This is a genomic window from Planktothrix sp. PCC 11201, assembly GCF_900009135.1.
In the GTDB taxonomy this organism is placed as follows: Bacteria; Cyanobacteriota; Cyanobacteriia; order Cyanobacteriales; family Microcoleaceae; genus Planktothrix.
The window spans coordinates 600,170-624,960 of the sequence record NZ_LT797701.1 but is presented as its reverse complement, the minus strand read 5'-3'; the positions used below and the strand labels follow the sequence as shown (position 1 = coordinate 624,960).

Genomic DNA, 24,791 nt, shown 5'->3' with positions numbered 1-24,791 from the left:
ACAGCTTAACGCCTTCAGGGGTTAAACGGCAAAAATATGGTGAGTGGAAAATCTATTTCTATTGGAAACACGACTTTGCTCAATTCGGAGATAGAAGTTGGGATTCGTCAACGGGCGTGGGTGGAAGTGGATTTAGAGGCGATCGCCGAAAATATCCGTCAGCTTAAACGGTTATTATCCCCCCAAACAAAATTGATGGCGGTGGTCAAAGCCGACGCCTACGGACATGGGGCGGTTTCCGTGGCGAAAACCGTTGGTCAGGCGGGGGCGGAGTGGTTAGCCGTTGCCACCCTCCCAGAAGGGATAGAATTGCGGGAAGCGGGTATTAAGCAACCGATATTACTCTTGGGGGCGATCCATACGGCCGAAGAAGTGCAAGCGATCGCCCATTGGCAACTTCAACCCACTTTATGCACACCCCAACAAGCATTATTATTTTCAGAAACTTTAAATCAATTAGAGCAATCTTTAGCAGTTCAAATTAAGATTGATACCGGAATGTCACGGTTAGGAACTCCTTGGCAACAAGGGTTAGAATTTTTTAAATTAGTTCAACGATTACCTAATTTAGAATTAGCTGGAATTTATTCCCACTTTGCCACAGCCGATAGTCCCGATCCCACGGTGATGCGCCAACAACATTATCGTTATGAAAATGTAATTAATGAAATACGAGATCATTGGCAATCGGATTCCGATCTGAAATTCCCTTTATTACATATTGCCAACTCGGCGGCGACCTTAGCCGATCAGAATTTGCATTATGATATGGTGCGAATTGGATTAAGTCTTTATGGTCTTTATCCTGCAACTCATTTAGCATCTGTAGTTACTTTAAAACCCGCGATGCAAATTAAAGCCCGGGTCACACAAGTTAAAACCATCGAAGCCGGAACAGGAGTCAGTTATGGCTATCAATTTATTGCCAAAAAACAAACCAAAATTGCCGTGATTGGAATTGGTTATGCCGACGGAATTCCTCGCAATCTTTCTAATAAAATTAAAGTTTTAATTCGGGGTCAATGGGTTAATCAAATCGGCACAATTACCATGGATCAAATTATGTTAGATGTGAGTGAAATTCCCAATTTACAAGTCGGGGAAGTTGTCACCCTATTAGGTCAAGATGGAGAATATGCGATTTCTGCCGATGATTGGGCGAACACCATTGGTACAATTTCATGGGAAATTCTTTGTGGATTTAAACATCGACTTCCCCGTGTTAATATTATGAATAAATAGTCATTTAGGATATCTGTTGTGGTTCATCATCACTCCCATGATCATTCCCACAGTCATGCTCCAAAAACCTATACCCGGGCGTTTCAAATCGGTATTGGTTTAAATATTGGCTTTGTGTTGATAGAGGTTGCCTTTGGATTAATTACCCAATCCCTGGCACTACTAGCCGATGCCGGACACAACCTGAGTGATGTTTTGGGGCTGTTACTGGCCTGGGGTGCTAGTTACCTGGCCCAGCGTCCGCCCAATCAAACCTATACCTATGGTTGGCGGCGATCATCAATTTTAGCCGCCCTACTCAATGGAATTCTGCTGCTGCTGGCGATGGGAGGCATTACCTGGGAAGCCCTGCGCCGACTCCAAGAACCCACTCCCGTGCCGGGTATGACCCTAATTTGGGTCGCTGGGGTGGGGGTCGTGATCAATACCCTGACCGCCCTCTTGTTTTTCTCCGGGGGTAAGAAAGACATTAATATTCGGGGTGCGTTTCTGCACATGGCGGCTGATGCGCTGGTTTCCGTGGGGGTGGTGTTCGCGGGCATAGCTATTTTACTCACGGGGTGGCTATGGTTCGATCCCGCCATCAGTTTAGTGATTGTGGTCGTGATTGTGGCAGGGACTTGGAATCTACTACGGGATGCCCTAGGATTAATTTTAGATCGGGTTCCCAAGCACATCGAACCCCTGGCAGTACGGACTTTTCTGCAAGAGTTACCTGGGGTAGCACAAGTCCATGATCTTCATATTTGGGGCATGAGTACCACAGAAACAGCCCTGACTGCCCATTTGGTGATGCCCGAAGGCTGTCCAGGAGATGGCTTTTTAGCCCATATCAGTGAGGAATTGCATCATCACTTTGATATCGACCATCCTACCCTACAAGTGGAAACCGGGGATGAGCAGTATCCCTGTCCCCTGGAGCCTGACAATCTTGTTTGAGGGTAATGGGTAATTACGAATTACGAATTACGAATTACGAATGGGTAAGAGGTAATGGGTAATGGTAGGGACTTGAGTTATGGCAGTTGCTCCATCTGTCTATGTCTTTACCGTTTTAAATGGGGTTGATTTTGTAACCAATTTGCGGCATCTATTCCCGATTTTAACGACCCTTCAATTTGATTTCCGCCACACCAGTCCCCCGCACAAACTAAGGGTAATGGAGTTGTATTGGTTAAGCAAGAAATGCTTAAAGGTGTTCGACAAAAAGCATAACGCCAGCGATGAATTTGCATCCATTCAGGAGTATCTAACCATGGTAACAAGGTATTTGCAGCTTGATCAATTAATTTTTGTCCGACGGCGTTTAAATCACTTGCTTCTAAATATTGTTGAGCAAAATTACTATTGCTTTGAATAACAAAAACAGGCTGGGTAGGATGCAAGCGTTTACTGCTATCTATTCCCACCCAAGCTAATATAGGATCATCGGATAAAGTCACTGCTTTCCAATCTGGAATATCTGGATTATGTTCTTTAGAATAACCTGCTATTACCGTAATACAAGGCTCATAATCAACGGATTTTATCAGATTTAAAAAAATAGATTTAAACTCAATATTAGAGGATTCTAATAACATCAATGCTTGGGGGGCAGGAATGGCAATAACCAGAGATTTTGCCGTTACTATTTCAGGTAATTCTGGATTGTTTTTATCCGTTAATTCTATATGACATTGCCAATTATTTTCCGTTGTAATTGTCACAGATTCAACTCGACTATTCAACTGAATATTTAAGCCATCAGCCATAATTTTGCCAACGGTACTCATACCAGAAGGCATGATATAATATGGTTGAGAAATAGCTTGAGGTTGGAGTTGATTTTGTTTAAACTCATAGAGAGTATTTGTCCAAACTTGTAACTTATTTTCTAAGGGTTCACAGGTGATTAATTGTTGAATTAACTCTTGTAATAGTTCTCCTTTCGGTTCCAAATAACGCACCCCATGATCTGCACGAGTTCCTGATACTCGTCGAGTCGCCATCCGTCCTCCCACCCCCCTTGATTTATCTAAAACTATAACGTTATATCCGGCTTTTTGTAATTGTTGAGCGCAGGTTAAACCCGAAACTCCCGCACCAATGACCGCGACATCAAATATTATTGAATTCATGGGTATTGTTAATTCCTTATATCCCTCTTTAGAACTTATATCTATTACCCTATATTCCATAGTAGAAGGGAAAAGCTAAAAACAAATACTTCCCCCTCACTTCTAGGTTTAACCCGGAAAGTTTGTGAAGGAGGAAATAATCCCTTGATGCCTTCCCTCCTCCATTTATTAGCCTCTTAATTTCTTTGTGTTTATTCTTATTTCACTAGATTTGTGGGGGTATTTTATCCCCTAAAGTTATAACTGAGCCCGAGCTTCTTTAGCAACAATCTCGACTTCATCCTCTGCTAATTGTTTTAACAGAGTTTCAACTTCCCTCCCCCCTAAACGACTCAACGCTTGAGCGACCCGATAACGAATTTGCCAGTCTGAATTGGTGATATAGGGAACTAATAAAGGAACTGCCCGTCGGTCACCTAATTCTCCTAATGCACTAATAGCAACGGTTTGAATTAAAGTATTATCATCTTGAAGGGCTATTTCTAATAAGTCAAAAGCCCGAGGTTCTTCTATGACTCCCACCGCCGCCACAATACTCAGTTTAACTAACCATTCTGGCGTAGTATTATAGAGGTTTTGTAAATCATCAAAGGCATCCTTAAGTTTTAAAGCCCCTAACGCATCCGCCGCCGCTGCTTGCACATCAATTTCAGGATCATTTAATAGGTGATGGTGTAGGATTTGATAGGAGGTTTCTAAATTCTGCTCTCCCAAAGTTGCCATCTGACTCACCGCAGCATATCGTACCCGACTATTACTATCTTTAATCGGGACTTGAATTAACTCAAAAGCGATCACCGGAGGCAGTTCTCGGAGTTGATTGACACCGCGTAAGCGATCGCCAAAATCGTCAGAACTTAACAACTGCTGAACAGATTCAGGGGTAATTGTCATAAAAATTAAGGTTTTGAAATGAAGACTCTAAATAGTTTTGAAATGATCAGGATAATATCATATTTTTTGATATGAATAGATCAATATTTTCTTGAAAACTTGGCAAAAACCAATATCAAGCCGGAGTCGAAACCTCCTGTCCCGACCAGCCCTGTTTTTATTAACGAAATCCGATTAAATTTTAACTCTGTGCCGTTGCCATCACCCGCATAATATCGCCACAGGTAAGAATCCCAATCACTTGACCGGAATCATCCACCACAGGTAAACGATGAATGCGCTTTTCATTCAATAACCGGGCGGCATCGGATAAAGATTTATGGGGGGTAATCGTAATAATCGGGGCAGGAGTCATCACTTCCCCGACGGTTTGGCCTAATGCCTTATGCAATTCCTGTTCATACCGGGAAAAGTTTTCCAGGTAGATAATACTATCAAGGAACGTAATATAAGTAGGTGGAGTCACACCACTTTCTTGCCACATCAAATCCGTTCCCGAGATAAAACCCACCAAATGACCGGATTCATTTACCACAGGTAAACAACCAATATGTCTTTCCACCATCAGTTGCAGCGCTTCTCTGAGTGGCATCTCTGGCTTAACCAGGATGGGATTCAGGGTCATCACCTCAGCAACAGTCTTGGGCATGATTTCTGCGTGTTTGTTAAACTTTCCAATCCCCATCATATCAGTTATTAGCTGCAACCGCCGCATCCCAAGCTAAGACAAAAATCCGCCCCATCAAGCCACTAAGCCTGTCGAGATAAGGACGGAGCTTTATTCCCCCATTTTTGGGAAATTGGATTGAACAAAAATTGTCCAACCTATTCAGGACTAGATTCGGAAGTCGGATTACGAATTTGTTCCGCTTCGGGGCAGTCTTCAGAAATGGGCAGATCAAAATAGCACTTGGGAACAGAGGCTAATTTCTGACTCACTGATCCAATACTATCTATGCGGATCATTTCTTCCCAAGAACAGACCTCATCCTCCTCATCTGTTTCATAACGTAGCGTGACTAGATCTCCCTCAATGTCTGTAATTCGAGCTTTCTCAATCCAACGTTGCTGATCTCGTAAGAAAATGGAGATTTCCCGACCGTCACAACAAAGTTGATAAATCTTGCGATGTAGCATTTTTTACTTTTCCTGAGAAGTTCGCTGGCTGATCTGAATTTTACTTGTGAACCTAAATATTTAAAAGGTTTAGCAGGATACCCAAGCACCTGGAAGTATACCGGATTACAAGGTGATCAGTCTAGACTTCATTAAAGATAATTATAAACCATTTCCTGTTCCCTAGCGCCATAACACACTCTACGGATCTAATTTTTGAACACCATGCACACAGAAACCGAATTTGAATCGGTCATAAATTTTCCTCATTTCTCGCTATTTACCAAATAAGCTCAATTTCTAAATCCAAGGAAGGGAGATCCAAATAATCATTTTATAAGGATAAATCCCTTGAGAATTAAGTCGAATCTTCCCAAGGGTTCACCGAGGGAAGTCAAGGACAATAAATTTCTACCCTGAAATATTACAATCTTGGCACAGATTATCCTATACAGGGTTTAAAATAGGGATTGTATTGCAGTTGGTAGGAAAATGGTGTTGGAATATCCCCTTTTGCTTTTAGTTGATGGTCATTCGTTGGCGTTTCGTTCCTATTATGCCTTTGGCAAAAGTCGCCAGGGGGGGTTACGAACTTCGACGGGTATTCCCACCAGTGTTTGTTTTGGGTTTTTTAAGTCCTTATTGGATGTGATGGCGAGTCATAAACCCGATTATTTAGCGATCGCATTTGACTTAAAACAGCCCACTTTTCGCCATGAATCTGATGAAAATTACAAAGCAGATCGGACAGAAACTCCTCAAGATTTTATTGAGGATGTAGAGAATTTAAAACTATTATTACAAGCCTTTGATCTAACAATTATTACCGCCCCAGGTTATGAAGCCGATGATATTTTAGGGACGTTATCTTATAGGGGAAGTCGGGAAAACTATCGAGTTAAAATCCTATCGGGAGATCAGGATTTATTTCAGTTAATTGATATTGAAAAAAATATTAGTGTTTTACATTTAGAACCAGGTAAAGGTAGCAACCCTACGGAATTTTTAGCTGAACAGGTCTATCAGAAATTACAAATTTATCCCCATCAAGTGATTGATTATAAGGCATTATGTGGGGATAAATCCGATAATATTCCGGGGGTAAAAGGTATTGGGAAAACTACGGCGGTTAAGTTATTAGGAGAATATGGGTCTTTAGAAAATATCTATGCCCATATTGAAGATATTAAAGGAGCGACTCGCAAGAAATTAGAGGAAGGAAAACCGGATGCGGATCATTCTCAAACCTTAGCGCGAATTATTCAAGATGTTCCCTTAGAAGTGGGTTTAGAAGATTTTAAATTACAAGGGTTTGATCAAGCTAAAATTCAACCGATTTTAGAACATTTACAATTACAAACTTTTTTAGATAAAGTTAATCAAATTCAAAAACAATTTAAAGGAAATATTCCAGTACAAACATCAGAAATTTCAGTTGATACCGACGAAGATGCCAGTTTTTTTACCCGGGAAGAAACCGAAATTGATCAACAACAAAAAATAGCCAATCATCCCGTATCTCAACTTCAACTGCGTTTAATTCAAACCCCAGAAGCCCTAAAACAATTAGTTGATATTTTACAAGATCATACTGATATTAATTATCCCGTGGCTTGGGATACGGAAACCACCTCTTTAGAGCCTAGAAAAGCGGAATTAGTCGGAATAGGTTGTTGTTGGGGAACAGCACCAACAGAGGTGGCTTATATTCCTTTAAATCATACCCAAGGAACCAATTTAGATAAAGCCGAAACCTTAAATATTTTACGTCCAATTTTAGAAAGCGATCGCTATCCGAAAACCTTTCAAAATGCCAAATATGATCGATTAATTTTTAGAGTTCAGGGAATAGAATTAAAAGGCGTGGTTTTTGATCCGATGTTAGCAAGTTACGTCTTAAATCCTGAAAACACGCATAATTTAATTGATTTAACTCGTAATTATTTAGGTTCAGAATTAATCGCCCCAAGTTACACGGAATTAGTTCCTAAAGGAAAAACCATTGCTGATATTAATATTGCTCAAGTGGCCGAATATTGCGGAATGCAGGTGTATGTTACCTTTCAATTAGTCGATAAAATTAAAGCAAAATTGAGCGATAAACCCCAATTAATGAAACTTTTAATAGAAGTTGAACAGCCCTTAGAACCGGTTTTAGCCGATATGGAATATTGGGGTGTACATCTGGATATTGACTATTTACACACCTTAGCCGAACAATTAGATAAACAGTTAGAAATTACCGAAACTCAAGCCTATCAAGTGGCGGGAGAACAATTTAATTTAGCTTCTCCCAAGCAACTGAGTAAACTGTTATTTGAAACCCTAGAATTAAGTACAAAAAAAACCCGACAAATTAAAACCGGATATTCAACGGATGTGAATGTTTTAGAAAAATTACAAGGAGATCATCCGATTATTGATATTATATTAGAACATCGAACCCTAGCCAAACTCAAGTCCACTTATGTCGATGCTTTACCCACATTAGTCGATGCAAACCAACGCATTCATACCAGTTTTAACCAAACTATTACCGCCACGGGACGGCTATCTTCTTCTAATCCTAATTTACAAAATATTCCGATTAAAACCGAATTTTCGAGTAAAATTAGAAAAGCCTTTATTACTCAACCCAACTGGCTATTAGTTGCAGCCGACTATTCTCAAATTGAACTGAGAATTTTAGCTCATTTAAGTCAAGAACCGATTTTATTAGAAGCCTATCAAAATAATCAAGATGTTCATACTGTTACCGCTAAATTATTATTTGAAAAAGAAACTGTTACCCCAGAAGAAAGACGGTTAGGAAAAACCATTAATTTTGGGGTAATTTATGGAATGGGGGCGCAAAGGTTCGCCCGGGAAGCTAAAGTTAGTAGTGCGGAGGGTAAGATATTTATTGAACGATTTAACCAACGGTATTCTCGGGTTTTTGACTATTTAGAACGGGTCAAAAAACAAGCCATTGCTCAAGGATATGTCGAAACAATATTAGGACGAAGACGCTATTTTAATTTTCAAGGCGAGAGTCTACAAACCTTAAAAGGAGTTGATATTAATGAAATTGATTTAACCCAATTGAAGAAAAAAATAGGTCAAAATGATTCCCAACTCTTGAGATCCGCCGCTAATGCCCCCATACAGGGTTCTAGTGCTGATATTATTAAAATGGCGATGGTACAAGTTCATCAACTTTTAAACCCCTATAAATCTCAATTAGTGTTACAAGTTCATGATGAATTAGTTTTTGAAATTCCTGAAACGGAATGGGAAGAACTTCAACCCAAAATTAAGACTATTATGGAACAAGTGCTGCCCTTAAGTGTGCCTTTGGTTGTGGATATTCATGCTGGACAGAATTGGAAGGAAGCCAAATAAATTGAATACAGGACTGACCTATATAGGAATAATTCATGAATTACCCCTACGGATAGGATTATATTCCGAAATTTACGGAAGTAATGAAGTAGGAATTGTTGTTAGGTGTTAGCCCTTATATCTTGGGAATAAGGTCTAATCACCCAATCACAACTTTTAAAACCATGAAAAAACCCGCTAAAAAACCTTGGCAAGTTGCCTTTCTTCTCTATTTTCTGTTATTATTTTTAATTGTAATTACAGCCAATGGGGGAAATTTACCCTACAATTTCTTAGGGAAAATTCCCAATTATGATATTTATGGACATTTTATTTTATATGGAATAGCCTCTTTTTTAAGCCATTTAGCCTTGGGAGGAAAAAAGATTGTAACTGCTCAGATTTTCATTCCCCTAGGGCCGTTTTTATTTACCCTGGTAACCATTGCTGAAGAAATCTCACAAATTCATTTACCCCATCGTACCTTCAGTATCATTGATTTGAATGCCAGTTTAATTGGGATTATTCTATTTTATTATTTGGCAGAATTATGGATTTTTTATCATAAAAAAAGACTGAGGGAATAAAATTACCCTTGCTTATTCAACTTAATTGTGAGAAAATTCAAAACATCCCAACCGGGGAATTTAGTTTTATTAAAATAGCATTATCCCTTAACCCCATGACCCATTCTAGCCCGATTAACAATATTCCTGAGTCTACCTGGAGTCGCCCCATTGGTTTAGGGTGGGAAAAACCATATACCGTCCGCTACGCCAGTAATTTAGATGATGGCCCTTGGCACGGAATGCCTCTGGGGGGGTTGGGTGCGGGTTGTATTGGACGCTCCTCTCGGGGGGATTTTAACCTTTGGCATTTGGACGGGGGAGAACATATTTTTCAGACACTTCCTGCTTGTCAATTTAGCGTTTATGAAGAAATAAATGGCAAGAAAAAAGCATATTCCTTATCAACAGAATCCCCAGAAGATGGTAGTTTATCGGCTTGGAATTGGTATCCTAAAACCACAACTTCTGGAGAATCAACGGGAACTTATAATGCTTTATATCCTCGCAGTTGGTTTGTCTATGAAAATGTCTTTTCCGCCCAATTAACTTGTGAACAATTCTCTCCCGTTTGGGCAAAAAATTATCAAGAAAGTAGTTATCCGATCGCAATTTTTGAATGGACTGCCCACAACCCCACGGATGAACCGATTACCTTAAGTATATTATTAACTTGGGAAAATACTATCGGCTGGTTTACTAATACTTTATCGAGTCCTGAAGTAAAGGTTAGAGATGATGGAAGTCCGGTATATGAATATGAACCAAATTGGGGAAATAGTGTCGGATGTTGTAATCATTTAGTTGAAGACTTTCATCGGATTGGGTGTTTGATGACTCGCCTCAGTGTCAATGAAGAAATCCAAGAAGGAGACGGACAAATTGCGATCGCAACGATTACAAATCCCGCCGTTGAAGTGTATGATCAAACCCGTTGGAATTCGACCGGAAATGGGGAAGATATTTGGCAATGTTTCTCAGAAGATGGCACACTTTTAGATCAAGAAAGTGATCAACCCGCCAAAGAAGGCGAACGAATTGCGGTGGCTTTAGCAGTTAAATTTACCATTAGACCAGGGAAAACCAGAAAGATTCCCTTTTATTTAGCTTGGGATTTACCGATTACTCAATTTGCATCGGGAGTTAATTATTATCGTCGTTATACTGACTTTTTTGGTCGCAATGGTCGCAATGCTTGGTCAATGATTCGTACAGCGATGAAACATTCTGACACCTGGCGAGAAAATATTCAAGCATGGCAAAACCCCATTTTACAGCGTCAAGATTTACCGAATTGGTTTAAAATGGCACTATTTAATGAGTTATATTTATTAACCGATGGGGGCGCAATTTGGAGCGCGGCGGATGAGCGAGATCCCATGGGACAATTTGGGGTTTTAGAATGTTTAGATTATCGCTGGTATGAAAGTTTAGATGTGCGATTATATGGATCATTTTCTCTATTAATGTTGTGGCCGGAGTTGGAAAAATCTATCTTAATTGCCTATGCCCGGGCTGTTTCTCAAGGGGATGATACCCCCCGAATTATTGGTTATAATCAGGCTTCAGCTATTAGAAAAGCCGCAGGTGCAACCCCCCATGATTTAGGTGCGCCCAATGAACATCCCTGGGAGAAAACAAACTACACCAGTTATCAAGATTGTAATTTATGGAAGGATTTACCCTGTGATTTTGTACTACAAGTTTATCGAGATTTTCTATTAACAGGGGCAACGGATTTTGAGTTTTTAAGCGATTGTTGGCCAGCAATGGTTGAAACCCTCAATTATCTCAAAACTTTTGATTTAGATCAAGATTCAATTCCCGAAAATAGTGGCGCACCGGATCAAACTTTTGATGATTGGAAATTACAGGGAATTAGTGCTTATTGTGGGGGCTTATGGTTAGCGGCATTAGAAGCCATGATTGCCATGGGAAGACTCTTAGAAAAAGAAGCGGTTACACCCCATCCTAATACGGTTATTCCTATCTATAAAACATGGTTAGAAACGGCAAAACCCTTGTATCAAAAAACCCTCTGGAATGGTGAATATTATCGTTTAGATAGTGGGAGCGGTTCCGATGTGGTAATGACTGATCAACTCTGTGGTCAATTTTATGCTAAACTATTAGGATTACCCGATATTGTTCCCCCAGATTGTACGATTTCAGCTTTAAAAACCGTTTATAATTCCTGTTTCAAAAAGTTTCATAACGGACAATTTGGAGCCGCCAATGGAGTCAGACCCAATGGAGAAGCGGTTAATCCCAAAGATACCCACCCCTTAGAAGTTTGGACAGGAATTAATTTTGGTTTAGCTGCCTTTTTTCTGCAAATGGGAATGGAAGCCGAAGCCTGGGAATTAACCGAAGTTGTGGTTAAACAAATTTATGATAATGGCTTACAATTTCGTACCCCCGAAGCCATAACCGCCGCCGGAACTTTTCGCGCCAGTCACTATTTAAGGGCGATGGCAATTTGGGCAATTTATAATCAATATAACAATCCTAATTGAGTTTAAAAAACTGTAGGGGTTTGGTCTCCAAACCCAACGCCGAATAGGGTTTAGAGACCAAACCCCTACGATAAATAAATCTTTTTCGAGATGAGGTTTTCCTATGATTCAAGCTATCCCCAAAACCGTAACCTTTGATGAGTTTATTAATTGGTATCCAGAAAGTTCAGGATGTCACTATGAATTACATAATGGAGCTATTATAGAAATGCCTAAACCCACGGGCAAACATTCACGAATTGCTGGTTTTTTGATAGCTGAACTTAACTTTGAAATCAGACGGCTCCAACTTCCCTATTTCATTCCTAAAGAATGTGTGATTAAATCTGTCCGTGATCAGTCTGGGTATGAACCAGATTTGATTATTATTGATGAAAAACGGGTTAATAATAATTCTCGCTGGGAAAAAGAATCGATTATTACTCAAGGTAATTCTATCCCTTTAGTTGTGGAGGTAGTTTCAACTAATTGGAGTGATGATTATGCGTTAAAACTAGAAGAATATGAAATCTTGGGGATTGATGAATACTGGATTGTGGATTATTTGGGGCTGGGGGGAAGACGATTTATTGGTAATCCTAAACAACCGACTCTTTCTGTTTACCAGCTTAGGGAAGGAGAGTATCAAGTCCAACAATTTCGAGACCATCAACGGATTGAATCGCTAATTTTTCCAGAATTAAGTTTAACTGCTTCGCAGGTTTTTCAGGCGGGTCAGCTTTAAATAAAATTATGAAAATGTTGTGCAAAAATATGATAAGTTAAAAAAAGTATTTTGGCGATCGCAACTTGAAACAGAAACAACCCTCTAGTTACAAAAAATTAATTCCCTATATTCGTACCCAAGGTCAAACGATTACTAAAGCCTTAATTTGTACGATTGCTTTTACTGTATTTTGGCCGTTATTAGCCTGGTTAGCCGGACAAATGGCGGGTTATATTGCTAGGGGAGATGTGAACGCTATTGCTCAATTAGCAGGAGTAGCTGCGGTGGTTTTCTTCGTCCGAGGAACGGTACAATATGGTCAAGATACCCTAATGGCGAGAGCCGCCCTCACGATTTCTTTAGAATTAAGAAAACAAGTTTATCGTCATTTACAACAACTGAATATTGGGTATTTTGAAACCGCCAAAACCGGGGATCTTTCCTATCGCCTCACGGAAGATATTGACCGCATTGGGGAAGTGATTAATAAATTTTTTCATCAATTTATTCCCTGTATTTTGCAGTTAATTGTGGTTTTGGGATATATGATTTATCTCAACTGGCAATTAACCTTAGCAACTCTAATTATAGCCCCATTTATGGCGGTCTTAATTGGTTGGTTTGGGGAAAAATTATTAACCTTTACTCGCCATAGTCAAAACCGAGTTTCTAATTTAGCCTCTTTATTAACGGAAGTCTTTAGTGGTATTCGCTTAGTCCAAGCATTTGCCGCCGAAGAATATGAAATTCATCGCTTTAGTCTTGAAGCCGAACAAAACCGCAAAGCTAAATATTTAGCCGAACAAATTAAGGCTTTACAATTTGTAGTCGTGGGCTTTTTAGAAGCCATGAGTGTGATTTTATTATTCTTTTTGGGGGGATGGCAAATTTCCCAAGGGAATTTAACGGGAGGGGGATTTATTAGCTATATTGCGGCGGTAGCATTATTAATTGATCCGATCTCATTAACTACCAGTAATTATAGTGATTTTAAACAGGGTCAGGCTTCGTGCGATCGCATTTTTGAACTCTTAGACGTGCAACCAACGGTTTTAGAAAAACCCGATGCTTTTGTTTTACCCCATGTCACCGGAAAAGTTGAATATGCTAACGTCAGTTTTACCTATCCTAAAACCGATTTTTCCCAAAGCTCAGAGGAGAATAAACCTGTTTTAGAAAATTTGAATCTATTCGTTAAATCGGGGGAAATGGTCGCCTTAGTGGGGCCATCAGGAGCCGGAAAAACGACTTTAGTAACCCTATTACCTCGATTTTATGATCGCCAATCGGGAACCATTAAAATTGATGATATTGATATTCAAGATGTCACCTTAAAAAGCCTGCGGCGACAAATTGGCATTGTCCCCCAAGATATTACTTTATTCTCAGGAACTATCGCCCAAAATATTGCCTTTGGTCAATCCTATTATGAATTAAATGACGTGGAAAATGCCGCTAAAATTGCTAATGCCCATGCCTTTATTATGCAGTTTCCTAATGGATATCAGACCTTAGTGGGGGAAAGGGGCGTTAATTTATCGGGGGGACAAAGACAACGAATTGCGATCGCCAGAGCCGTATTATTAGACCCTAGAATTTTAATCTTAGATGAAGCCACATCCGCCTTAGATTCCGAGTCAGAAGCCCTAGTTCAAGAAGCCTTAGAACGACTAATGCAGGATCGAACCGTATTTATTATTGCCCACCGTTTAGCCACCGTCAGACGGGCGACTCGCATTCTTGTCTTAGAACAGGGTAAAATTGTGGAATCAGGAACCCATCAAGATCTCTTAGAAAAAGGTGATCGCTATGCTCAATTTTATGCTCAACAATTTGATTCATCAATTTAAAATAGGAGCCATAAATGGAACAAAATCCTGCGCCGGATGATTCAAAGTTTAAGAATCAAGTACAAAAATTACATCAAATTACCGTTGGCACGCGATGGCTGGTAATTGGACTTTTGTGGATAACCGTTGCACCCTTAAGTTTGTGGGGACTGCGGGAAGAAATCGCCCTTTGGCAAATCTATTTTACCTGGAGTGCGGTGCGCTATGGTTTAGCCTATAACCGTTTTGCGGCGATGGGTTTAGGGTTATGTATTGGTACAACAACAGCCACATTAGTTTGGCATAGTCGTAACATTTTATTCGGGGTTTCTCCTGCCTATCAAAAACGTTTAGAACAGCAGATTTTTAAAATCTTGAAACAGGGGCCAAGTCATCCGCTTTGGAAGTGGATTATGGTGACAGAGAATCACTAATCGCCTCTGTATCAAATTAAATCAGTAATTCCTATTCCTTTTATTTAAAACTTTGAACCAACCAGTTAAACTTCGCTTGAGCTAGGGCTAGAAATTCCTGTGTTTGTGAACTTAATTCATCGGGTTCCGGTTCATATTCCATCAGATCTTCGTAACCCAAACGCCGAATTGTTCCTCGCATCCGACTAGCTAAACACAGGGATAAACCTTGATAAAATCGGGCAGCAAATTTAGAATCACTGTGTATTTTACTATTAAGTTCAAATCGAGAAATAGCTAAAACCCGAGTAGTTTCTAAGGCTTTAACCGTTGCCAAAGGAGGCCGACTATCAATAAAAGAAATTTCTCCCACCACTTCCCCCTTTGTAATTTGGGCTAATTCTCGATCTTCATTCGTACCGATCACCACACTTAACAATCCACTTAATACAAAATATAACGCATTAATCGGACGGCCTTCATAAATTAGCCTTTCCCCGGGGGGAATTTTTTCTACCTTGGCTTTATGGACAACCCAATGTAGATCATCATCGCTTAATCCACCGATAAGAAACAGTGCTTTTTCTGTTTTGTGAGTCATTTTTTAATGATATTTATAGTGTCTTTTATGAAGTAGATACAACCCGTTTTTTCTCAGAAAATAGTCTGCCCACTTAACATAAAATGTTAAGGTAACGCGAGATAATCCCACGGAACAATTCTATCATTACTTTCCCTAGATCGCGACTATCAGATAATAAATTTATGGCACATCTTCTGATATCTAAGGTCTTGTGAATCGGAGAAATAGCCATAAATTCCCTTAAACGGTCTAAAGAAGAATCCGTTCCATTATAATCTTAGATTAGAGTTTTGTCTAAACTTTAATCGGAATTGTCAAAGATTAGTTTTCCCCTTTTGTTGTACCAACTCATATTCTATGAAAAGTAGTGATTCCTCGGATCAATTGCCCTCTACCGATACCCTGAATGCTCAACCCCTACCTTCGATTAACGTATTGACCATGTTTCGGTTAGGTCTGTTTCAAATGGGGTTAGGGATTATGTCTTTGTTGACCCTGGGGGTAATTAACCGGATCATGATTGATGAGTTAAAAGTTCCGGCGCTGGTGGCAGCAGGGGCGATCGCTATGCACCAATTTGTTTCTCCTGCTAGGGTATGGTTTGGTCAGATGTCCGATGCAAAACCCCTATGGGGATATCATCGCAGTAGTTATGTTTGGATTGGGTTAATTTTATTTACCAGTATGGCATTTTTAGCCCTGCAAGTAGTTTGGCCATTAGGTGCAAGTATTCAAAGCAATGGATTCAATGGGATTGCCTATTTATGGGCGGGTTTATTGGCATTAATTTTTGCCGGATATGGTTTAGCTTTAAGCGCGAGTTCCACCCCCTTTACTGCCCTATTATTTGATATTTCCGATGAAAATAATCGCTCTAAATTAGTCAGTATTGTTTGGTCAATGCTAATGGTAGGAATTGTGATTGGGGCGATTATTAGTTCTAAAATTCTCCATCGTCCCGAACTCTGTGGTGCAGATCTTTTAGTTGATAATCCCATCACCACACCAACCACTACAAATTTAACCCAATTACAAACCTCTGTTAATCTGTTATTTATTGTTATCCCATTAATAGTCATTGGTTTATCTTTTCTGGCAACAATTGGTATTGAACGCAAGTTTTCTCGCTACAAATTGCGCTCAATTATTGTTGAACGAGAAGATCAAATTACCTTTAGTCGTGCCCTTAAAGTTCTCACCGCCAGCCGACAAACCGGATTATTTTTTAGCTTTTTATTGGTGATGACTGTTAGTTTATTTATGCAGGATGCTGTATTAGAACCCTATGGCGGTGAAGTGTTTGGAATGTGTGTCTCTGAAACCACCAAATTAAATGCGTTTTTTGGCATCGGAACTTTAATTGGGATTGCCTCAACGGGATTTTTAATTATTCCTCGGTTTGGTAAAAAAAATACGGTCAAAATTGGGTGTGTTGGAGTCGCAATTTGTTTATTGTTTTTTATTGTGGCGGGTTTTTATGCTAATGCTGGATTTTTAAAAGGAGCGTTATTATTGTTTGGTTTAAATTCGGGTATTTTGACGGCAGGGGCGATTAATTTAATGTTAGATTTAACCTTAGCTGAAACTGCCGGAACGTTTATTGGAGCCTGGGGTTTGGCACAGGCCATGGCGCGGGGGTTAGCCACGGTTTTAGGGGGAGCTATTTTAGATTTAGGACGGGCAATATTTCAGGTTCCTTTCCTAGCCTATGGTTCAGTTTTTGCGGTACAAGCTGTTGGTATGATTCTGGCAATTGTATTATTAAATCGGGTGAATATTCGAGAATTCAACGAAACAGCCAAACAAGCGATCGCCAATGTATTACAACAGGAAATGGATTAATCAGTTAACAGTTGTTAGTTAACTGTTAACTGATAACTGTTAACTGTTAACTGATAACTGATTCTTACCATAACCCTCGTACGGGTTTCTCTCCTCCTACCTGGCGACAGTTACCATAGAGGACTTTACAAACATCGTTAATTTTATCTTGATGGAGCAGAGGAGTTTTAAACCCTTGGAATAATGGCCCTATAATGATTGCCTCATATTCTTGTTTCGTCATTTTTTCAATCGAAATTTGGGACAAGGTTAAATCAGGCGTTAAACTGGAAACTTTTTGTCCGGCTTCAATAGTGAGCGGGTTAGGATTATTCAGATCATTTTTTGATAATAATTTAATTTTACCTTCTAAAACCCGAATCGTTCCCGTACTAACATTGGTTTGATTATTTTTATCGACATTTAACACATAAGTTGTCCCTTGAACTCCGGTGGCAAACCCTAAAATACAACCATTAGCAGGGCCAGAAGCAATTAAAACCCCTTCTTGGACTTCCGCACATTGACCAACCGTAATCTTAGAATTTTCTCCCATTCTGCCATTAGCACCCGTATTAAAATCAATTTGAGCGCGGGCTTTTTCGGTTCTAATTTCCTGTCCTAATGTCGCTTTTTCGTTGACTTCAGCCACTTGATCTTCAATAAATACTTGATTATTATTACCAATAATATCCGTCAAAATAGCCAGATTAATTTGCGCTAAAGCTGGAAAATTAACTAAATAAAGTCCTCCAATTAAGCTCACAATTTTGCATAGCTCTAACAGCCGATTATGATGATTAACTTCTGGTTTTAAATCCAACTTGAACTTCATTTTTCTAGTCCTTGATTCAAAAATACATTACTTTTAGTCAACCATCCATAGCCTTTAAATTAACCCCTTCACCCGATTAAGAATAAAAGGAGCAATATCATTGACCGATAGAATATGTTGGGCTGCCCCTAAAGCGATCGCCTCTGCGGGCATTCCAAAGACTACACAACTATCCTGATTTTGGGCAATCGTTAATCCACCCTGATCGGAAATAGCTTTCATTCCATCGGCTCCATCCCGGCCCATTCCGGTTAACAAAACTCCCATCGCACTGGCTCCATAACAGTCAGCAACAGACTTTAAAGTAGTTGTCACCGCCGGACGATGACCCGCCAGTGGAGGGGCATTAGAATAGGCAAAGCGACCCGTATGGCTAAATTCTAAATGGTGTCCGTCTGGGGCAAAATAAACCGATCCCGCCTGGGGAAGTTCACCGACCATGGCGATTTTAATGGATAAATGACATTCCCCATTTAACCAACTGACTAACCCGGGCAGAAATCCTTCACTAATATGCTGAACACAAACAATAGGAACGGGAAAATTACTGGGAAATTGTGTCAAAATTGTATGTAAAGCTTGGGGGCCACCCGTAGAAGCACCAATTGCCAGAATTTTAATTGTTTGAGAAGATGCACCGAAAACCCTTGAGGGTTCTACTACAACTTTGGGCTGGGGTGAGGACAAAAGAGTTTTACTGATTAGTGGAGGTGAGGTGATCGACAAATAGTTATTGCTGACATTGGGTTGGGATTTACGATGTTTAGTAAAAACTTTGACACCCGCAAGCACTTTGATTTTTTGAATTAATTCCTGTCCGATCAATTCATAATCGGAGGCTAAACCCGTTTTCGGTTTAGGAAATACATCAACGGCCCCAGCATTTAACAGTTGAAAAACATTTTGAGTATCATCGGATTGAACCGAAGCGCTGATCACCAAAATCGGACGAGGATAAAGTACCATGACTTCCTGGATAAATTCCAGTCCGTTCATTTGGGGCATATGAAAATCTGTACAAACAACATCCGGTTGGACAGTGGGAACTAATGTTAATGCTTCCTTACCTGTTCGAGCAGTTCCCACAATAGTAATGTCTGGAGATGTCGATAAAATTCGTTTCAGAATAATTAAAGCAACGGCGGAATCTTCAACTAGGAGAACTCGAATTGGCATTTTACAGTGAGTAACTTGTTAGATGTGGGATAACTACTATTAAAATTAAGAATATCTGATTAAGACGGTGCAAGGGTTTGTACTAAAATTTGATGGCAATTCGCACTGCAATTATTTTTTATTAGATTAACTTTTAATGAAATCTTGATGATCAACAGTAGCAATTCCCTGTTGTAATATAGTTAAAACCTGCGCCATATTTCCAGTTAATAATGATTGTTCATCTAACCATAAACCCGGAAATATTTCACTTTTTAGGATGCCTTCTGAATCTGCTAAAAGTTTAATATATTGTCCTTCTCTTAATCTAAACCAGTCTAATTGTTGTTCATAAACTCGCCAAATTAAATATTCTTGGACATGATTACGACGATAAACCTTTAACTTTTGATGATAGTCAATAGAAGCACTAGAAGCGGCAATTTCAACAATTAATTCCGGCGCACCTTCGACATAATCATCTTCACTAATTATAGATTGTCCCCCCTGTTCAATTCTTAATAAAGCATCCGGTTGAAGTTCATTATCATTATCCAGACGAACAGTTGTATTATCTGCTAAACCGACGCCTGGTGTTGCGGCTTCATAAGTTCCCAACCAAGTCATAATAGAAGCATGGGGTTTTCCATGACTTTTGTAACGTAATGCAGCCGCCATATAGACAATTCCTTCAATTAATTCTGCTTTTTTTACATCAGACATCGCTGCACAACGACGTTCAAATTCAATCCGAGTCAATTGATCACCGTTTTCTAACGGTAGATTTATTAAGGAGGATACCATACTATCAGAGATAAGTATTCACAATATAAACAAGTTTAGCATATTTTAGAAAAATCCTTACGTCTTTTGATACAAAATTTAATTATTTTGCTATAATTAGATTGATTCAATTTTTTCTATATCCTCCAGGCAAGAAATGAATTTAACAGAAATGTACCATTTTACATAATCAATACTGATCAGTTTAAACCCACTAAAGCCACTTTTTAAGTTATTATTATTCTTGTAGGTATAGATTAAAGCTATTTAACAATGAGTCCTCAACACAAAATTCCTCGTCAACCCGGAATTTATGGAATTATTAATCAATTGACAAAAAAATTTTATATCGGTCAAACAGCCAATTTATATAATGCTTATAAAAATCATGCTCGTGCTTTTGAAAATAATGGCAATCCTGGCAATCGATACCTAGTTAAAGATGTTATTAAGTATGGCAAAGAAAATTTTGTTTTCCAAGTTTTTGAAATTATTCCCTCAGAAGAAATAGTTGATAATCAATATTTGAATGATTTAAAAGATATTTATCTTACTTGCGTTTATTTTGGAGTCTATAACCATAGCCATCGCAAGCGGTTAAAAGCTAAAGGAATTCACTTTACATTCGATCAAGAAACAGGATTATATTCGTGGTCAAGAAATCCTGAGACAGAAAACACTAAAAAAGTAAATCCTGATAAAATTCCTTCACAATTAGTAGAAAAACAAAAAAAATTAGAACTTCCTATTACTCCAGAAGCTAGAGAAAAATTAGTTAATTCTTTGCAAACTTCTAAAGGAGGATGGACAAGAAAAGACCTAGAAATAATAGGTGTAGATTGGCCTCCTCCGAGTGGATGGAAAGCTGCTTTTATCAAGTATGGTGAAAATTGGAAAAACTTCTTATAAATTTTTTATAGGAAGTTTATGAAATAAATTAATCCTAATTGATTTACAGATGTTACCGAATACGTTGGGACGATTTTTCCCTCGTTTCTAGGTTCTACCTAGAAATGATATTAAGGAGGCTCTGCCTCCTGATATAATTTGAGGCAGAGCCTCAAAATTAGCATTCCAATGCAGACCATTAGAACGAGGAAAAATTAAGGTGTTTGTACTAAGATCTGATTGCGATTTGGATCACCAATCCCCGGACGACGACCATCAATATGAGGTTGAATTAATTCTGGCAAGCTATCAGGAGAACCCCATTTACTCAACAATTGCTGTAATAATAAATCCTGATCCGCCCTTAACCCATCTAAATCCGTTCCCCGATTAATAATAGCAAACCAAACTAAACCTCGGTCACGGGTTGGTAGAACACCCGCTAACGCACTCACATCCGATAAAGTTCCAGTTTTCACTGGAGTAGAAACGGGAATTTTGCGATCTTCTAATGTACCTTGAGTGTCTATCCCGGCAATCGGAAATAAATCAGCAACGGTAATATTTGTATCTTGTAAATATCGGGCTAAGGCCATAAACATTCCTACAACTGCCCTGGGAGAAATTTGATTTTCCGGTTCTAAACCCGAACCATTAATTAACCGAATTTCATCGATAGGAACTCCCGCCGCTTGTGATGCTAATTGTCTAACATTCGCAGCCCCGCCTATATTGGCAGCTAAAATTTCAGCCATGAGATTATTACTATAAATATTCATTTGTTTGATAATTTCAACTAAAGCCAAAGACTGATGACGAATAATTGGGGTTGAATTTACCGCCCCAGGTTGAGCAATAATATTTCCTGAAATCACAACTTGAGGTTTAGCTGTTCCGGGTGCCATCCGAGAATGCTGACCAATAATTTCTTCCTTCCAAGATTGAGAATTGAATGCCTCTTTTAATAATTGACCCACTTTCAGCGGCTCAACTTCATAATTCATATAAAAACGATCCGTAATAATTAAATTCCCCGCGACCCCACGAATTCCCATTTGATTTAAACTATTTCCCAAAGCGATCGCTTCTTCCCAAATAAAAAACGGATCACCATTTCCCGTAACTACTAAATCCCCCTGTACCACACCCCCAACAATCGGCCCAGTCACCCCTATAATCGTCTCAAACCGATGTTCAGGGGGAAAAACCTGTAAACAAGCCAAAGAAGTGGCTATCTTCGTTAGAGAAGCCGCAGGCAGGGGTGTAGTCCCGGAATTCTTTGCCAAAGGAACCCAACTTGACTGAACCCAAACCCCTTGGACATCCTTAGAAAGTCCCTTAGCCGCTAACCGATTCAAATATTGCTGCACCACCGCTTCCGCCACGGGATCAGGCTGTTGGGGAAACACCACCTGGGATAACTCCGTTTCCAAATTCTCCAATACAGAAGTATTGAGTCCCGCCCGATCCATCCCCGCCATTTGCAACCAAACACTAACTAATCCCGAACTCAGAATATCAATCATTGTAAATCGCTAAACACTATCAAATAAACCCAGATTGATCGTACCAGTGCCAGATCAAGATTGACTTGATCACGCCAATTAAAAAGCCATCCCCCGCATAAGCGAGGAAAAGACAGGGCTTTAGAGCCGTTTTTTTGGTAAAATCCTGAAGGTTTCTCAAAAGTTGGTCAATGAGTTCAACTCGCGCACGAATTGCAATTGACGCTATGGGCGGAGATCATGCTCCCGCCGAAATCGTTGCTGGAGCGCTAATGGCCCAGGAAAAATGGGATGTGGAAGTCTTTTTGGTTGGCGACCCCGATCAAATTGAAGCAGCCCTCAAACACCACCATAGCAAGCTCCCTCTGTCTCAAATTATTCCGGCTGAAGGCACGATCGAAATGCACGAAGAAGCCTTGGGAGCCTTAAAACGCAAACCCAAAGCTTCAATTAACGTGGCTATGAATCTAGTTAAGCAAAAAAAAGCCGATGCCGTCGTCTCGGCGGGTCATTCCGGTGCAGCCATGGCCTCAGCCCTGTTGCGTTTAGGACGTCTGCCGGGGATTGATCGTCCGGCGATCGGAGCCGTTTTACCCACCATGAGGCCCGACTCCCCGGTTCTGGTGTTAGATGTGGGGGCAAATGTCGATTGTCGCCCTAAATTTTTAGAACAGTTTGCCGTGATGGGAACGATTTACAGTCGTTATGTTCTGGGAACATCTGAACCCAAAGTGGGGTTACTCAATATTGGTGAAGAATCCTGTAAAGGTAATGATCTAGCCATTCGCACCTATCAACTCCTAGAAAATCATCCTGAAATTGCCTTTGCCGGAAACGCCGAAGGGCGGGATGTCCTAACGGGGAAATTTGATGTGATTGTCTGCGATGGTTTCGTGGGGAATGTGCTTTTGAAATTTGCCGAAGGAGTGGGAGAAGCGGTTTTACAAATGCTCAAGGAGGAATTAACATCGGGATTACAGGCTAAATTAGGGACTACTCTGCTCAAACCCAGTTTAATGCGGTTTAAACAACGGGTGGATCATGTTGAACATGGGGGCGCCTTACTCCTTGGGGTGGCGGGGGTTTGCATTATTAGTCATGGATCTTCTAAAGCGGCAACGATTGCGAATGCGGTTCGTTTGGCAAAAGAAGCGATCGATAACCAAGTCCTAGAAAGGATTCAATCCCAATATCAAAAACACCCGCAACCGGATGAAAAGGTGATCAGTGGTTAATCTCTATTTCAGGGAATAGGGAACACCGGAACACTGGATGCAGCCTATCGGTTTGGGCATTAGTCCATGTTCTAACCGTGTTTCCACGACTGCTATAAAACAGCAAAATGTTCTTGTTTTCAGCTTTTTCCTGGTTACTGCTCGCTATTTTTAAGATCAAGACAAAGAACAGAGCATCAATGATAACAACAGGCATTGCAATTACGGGTTGCGGATCGGCTACACCCTCGGTTTTACTTGATAATTATGGACTCTCTCAACGGGTCGAAACCTCCGATGAATGGATTACTTCCCGCACCGGAATTTCTCAACGACGTTTAGCTGATTCTGATACCTCGTTGAGTCAATTAGCAATAGCGGCGGCTCAAAATGCGATCGCCATGGCAGCCATTGACCCGGTGGATATTGATTTGATTATCTTAGCCACATCAACGGCCGATGATTTGTTTGGTAGTGCCAGTTTTATTCAATTTCAACTGGGTGCAACCAAAGCGGTGGCTTTTGATATGACGGCGGCCTGTTCGGGATTTGTGTTTGGGTTAGTCACCGCCTCCCAATTTATTCGCACTGGAGTTTATCAAAATGTTCTTTTAATTGGGGCGGATGTCCTCTCTCGTTGGGTTGATTGGTCGGATCGCAGAACCTGTATTTTATTTGGGGACGGAGCCGGGGCGGTGGTTTTACAAGCGGATGAACGTGATCGCTTTTTAGGGTTTGAAATTAGAAGTGATGGCAGACAAAATCAGTCTTTAAATTTATCTTATCAACCCCAACCCCTGGAAATAGTACCCGGTGTTACCATTGGTCAAGGCACCTATCATCCGATTACGATGAATGGTCAAGAAATCTATAAATTTGCGGTTAAAAAGGTTCCAGAAGTCATTGAAAAAGCATTATTTAGGGCAAATTTAACCGTTGATCAAATTGATTGGTTAATTCTGCATCAAGCCAATCAACGCATCTTAAATGCGGTCGCAGAACGATTAAATATTCCCCATGAAAAGGTGATTAGTAATTTAGCAAAATATGGTAATACTTCTGCGGCTTCGATTCCCTTAGCTCTTGATGAAGCGGTGCGAGAGGGAAAAATTAAACCGGGCGATCGGATTATGACCTCCGGTTTTGGCGCAGGACTAACCTGGGGGGCGGCTTTGTTTGAATGGGGGAGATAAGGGTACTGGGAGCAGGGGGAGCAGGGGAGGCAGGGGAGGCAGGGGGAGCAGGGGA

At 40.1% G+C, this 24,791-nt stretch carries 21 protein-coding genes; 12 read left to right on the top strand and 9 right to left on the bottom strand.

Going from position 1 to position 24,791, the window contains the following annotated elements; translation table 11 throughout:
• Window positions 1–36: 36 nt before the first annotated feature.
• Window positions 37–1,242: an alanine racemase gene (gene alr, locus PL11201_RS13000; protein ID WP_079679228.1), complete on the top strand. Its 1,206-nt coding sequence runs from the start codon at window positions 37–39 to the stop codon at window positions 1,240–1,242.
• 18 nt (window positions 1,243–1,260) lie between these two features.
• Window positions 1,261–2,181: a cation diffusion facilitator family transporter gene (locus PL11201_RS12995; RefSeq protein WP_079679226.1), complete on the top strand. Its 921-nt coding sequence runs from the start codon at window positions 1,261–1,263 to the stop codon at window positions 2,179–2,181.
• 107 nt (window positions 2,182–2,288) lie between these two features.
• Here PL11201_RS12995 and PL11201_RS12990 read toward each other — a convergent pair whose 3' ends face one another.
• The 4 genes from PL11201_RS12990 to PL11201_RS12975 form a co-directional block, all read right to left on the bottom strand.
• The gene (locus PL11201_RS12990; protein WP_200816763.1) at window positions 2,289–3,359 is read right to left on the bottom strand and encodes an NAD(P)/FAD-dependent oxidoreductase; all 1,071 of its coding nucleotides are present in this window, start codon (window positions 3,357–3,359) and stop codon (window positions 2,289–2,291) included.
• Window positions 3,360–3,596: 237 nt separating this feature from the next.
• On the bottom strand, window positions 3,597–4,253 hold the full coding sequence (nblB, locus tag PL11201_RS12985; protein ID WP_079679225.1) for a phycobilisome degradation protein NblB: 657 nt from the start codon (window positions 4,251–4,253) through the stop codon (window positions 3,597–3,599).
• A gap of 181 nt (window positions 4,254–4,434) precedes the next feature.
• The gene (locus PL11201_RS12980; protein WP_079679594.1) at window positions 4,435–4,902 is read right to left on the bottom strand and encodes a CBS domain-containing protein; all 468 of its coding nucleotides are present in this window, start codon (window positions 4,900–4,902) and stop codon (window positions 4,435–4,437) included.
• Between the two features lie 176 nt (window positions 4,903–5,078).
• Window positions 5,079–5,390, bottom strand: coding sequence for a DUF6679 family protein (locus PL11201_RS12975; protein ID WP_079679223.1), 312 nt, complete (start codon window positions 5,388–5,390; stop codon window positions 5,079–5,081).
• Window positions 5,391–5,867: 477 nt separating this feature from the next.
• On the opposite strand from PL11201_RS12975, the gene polA reads away from it, so the two are divergent.
• The 6 genes from polA (at window position 5,868) to PL11201_RS12945 (ending at window position 14,780) form a co-directional block, all read left to right on the top strand.
• A complete protein-coding gene (gene polA, locus PL11201_RS12970) occupies window positions 5,868–8,750 on the top strand; it encodes a DNA polymerase I (RefSeq protein ID WP_234996683.1) in 2,883 nt (960 codons plus the stop codon).
• Between the two features lie 164 nt (window positions 8,751–8,914).
• Window positions 8,915–9,316: a VanZ family protein gene (locus tag PL11201_RS12965; protein ID WP_079679219.1), complete on the top strand. Its 402-nt coding sequence runs from the start codon at window positions 8,915–8,917 to the stop codon at window positions 9,314–9,316.
• A gap of 95 nt (window positions 9,317–9,411) precedes the next feature.
• Window positions 9,412–11,811, top strand: a complete 2,400-nt coding sequence (locus PL11201_RS12960) for a GH116 family glycosyl hydrolase (RefSeq protein WP_079679593.1) — start codon at window positions 9,412–9,414, stop codon at window positions 11,809–11,811.
• 103 nt (window positions 11,812–11,914) lie between these two features.
• The gene (locus PL11201_RS12955) at window positions 11,915–12,535 is read left to right on the top strand and encodes a Uma2 family endonuclease (RefSeq protein WP_079679217.1); all 621 of its coding nucleotides are present in this window, start codon (window positions 11,915–11,917) and stop codon (window positions 12,533–12,535) included.
• A 65-nt stretch (window positions 12,536–12,600) separates the two neighbouring features.
• Window positions 12,601–14,367: an ABC transporter ATP-binding protein gene (locus PL11201_RS12950; RefSeq protein WP_079679215.1), complete on the top strand. Its 1,767-nt coding sequence runs from the start codon at window positions 12,601–12,603 to the stop codon at window positions 14,365–14,367.
• Between the two features lie 14 nt (window positions 14,368–14,381).
• Window positions 14,382–14,780 (top strand): hypothetical protein, encoded by a 399-nt coding sequence (locus PL11201_RS12945; protein WP_079679213.1) that lies wholly within the window; start codon window positions 14,382–14,384, stop codon window positions 14,778–14,780.
• A 40-nt stretch (window positions 14,781–14,820) separates the two neighbouring features.
• Here PL11201_RS12945 and PL11201_RS12940 read toward each other — a convergent pair whose 3' ends face one another.
• Entirely contained in the window at window positions 14,821–15,360 is a 540-nt protein-coding gene (locus PL11201_RS12940) for a cyclic nucleotide-binding domain-containing protein (protein WP_079679212.1), read from the bottom strand.
• A gap of 339 nt (window positions 15,361–15,699) precedes the next feature.
• Here PL11201_RS12940 and PL11201_RS12935 point away from each other — a divergent pair, with 339 nt between their 5' ends.
• Window positions 15,700–17,184, top strand: coding sequence for a BCD family MFS transporter (locus PL11201_RS12935; protein ID WP_079679210.1), 1,485 nt, complete (start codon window positions 15,700–15,702; stop codon window positions 17,182–17,184).
• Between the two features lie 64 nt (window positions 17,185–17,248).
• On the opposite strand, the gene PL11201_RS12930 is transcribed toward PL11201_RS12935, so the two are convergent.
• From PL11201_RS12930 to PL11201_RS12920, 3 genes are all read right to left on the bottom strand, one after another.
• Window positions 17,249–17,998, bottom strand: coding sequence for a hypothetical protein (locus PL11201_RS12930; protein WP_079679208.1), 750 nt, complete (start codon window positions 17,996–17,998; stop codon window positions 17,249–17,251).
• A 54-nt stretch (window positions 17,999–18,052) separates the two neighbouring features.
• Complete coding sequence (gene cheB, locus PL11201_RS12925; RefSeq protein WP_079679207.1) at window positions 18,053–19,174, bottom strand: chemotaxis-specific protein-glutamate methyltransferase CheB; 1,122 nt, start codon at window positions 19,172–19,174, stop codon at window positions 18,053–18,055.
• A 126-nt stretch (window positions 19,175–19,300) separates the two neighbouring features.
• On the bottom strand, window positions 19,301–19,957 hold the full coding sequence (locus tag PL11201_RS12920) for a Uma2 family endonuclease (protein ID WP_079679205.1): 657 nt from the start codon (window positions 19,955–19,957) through the stop codon (window positions 19,301–19,303).
• 252 nt (window positions 19,958–20,209) lie between these two features.
• Between PL11201_RS12920 and PL11201_RS12915 the strand changes: the two genes are divergently transcribed.
• Window positions 20,210–20,845: a GIY-YIG nuclease family protein gene (locus PL11201_RS12915; protein ID WP_079679204.1), complete on the top strand. Its 636-nt coding sequence runs from the start codon at window positions 20,210–20,212 to the stop codon at window positions 20,843–20,845.
• Window positions 20,846–21,039: 194 nt separating this feature from the next.
• Here the strand turns inward: PL11201_RS12915 and PL11201_RS12910 are convergent, their stop codons facing one another.
• Window positions 21,040–22,350: a D-alanyl-D-alanine carboxypeptidase gene (locus tag PL11201_RS12910; protein ID WP_079679202.1), complete on the bottom strand. Its 1,311-nt coding sequence runs from the start codon at window positions 22,348–22,350 to the stop codon at window positions 21,040–21,042.
• A gap of 170 nt (window positions 22,351–22,520) precedes the next feature.
• Here PL11201_RS12910 and plsX point away from each other — a divergent pair, with 170 nt between their 5' ends.
• Window positions 22,521–23,564, top strand: coding sequence for a phosphate acyltransferase PlsX (plsX, locus tag PL11201_RS12905; RefSeq protein ID WP_079679201.1), 1,044 nt, complete (start codon window positions 22,521–22,523; stop codon window positions 23,562–23,564).
• A gap of 179 nt (window positions 23,565–23,743) precedes the next feature.
• Window positions 23,744–24,736 carry a beta-ketoacyl-ACP synthase III gene (locus PL11201_RS12895; RefSeq protein ID WP_079679197.1) on the top strand — a complete coding sequence of 331 codons (993 nt, stop codon included), beginning with the start codon at window positions 23,744–23,746 and terminating at the stop codon, window positions 24,734–24,736.
• The last annotated feature ends 55 nt before the right edge of the window (window positions 24,737–24,791 follow it).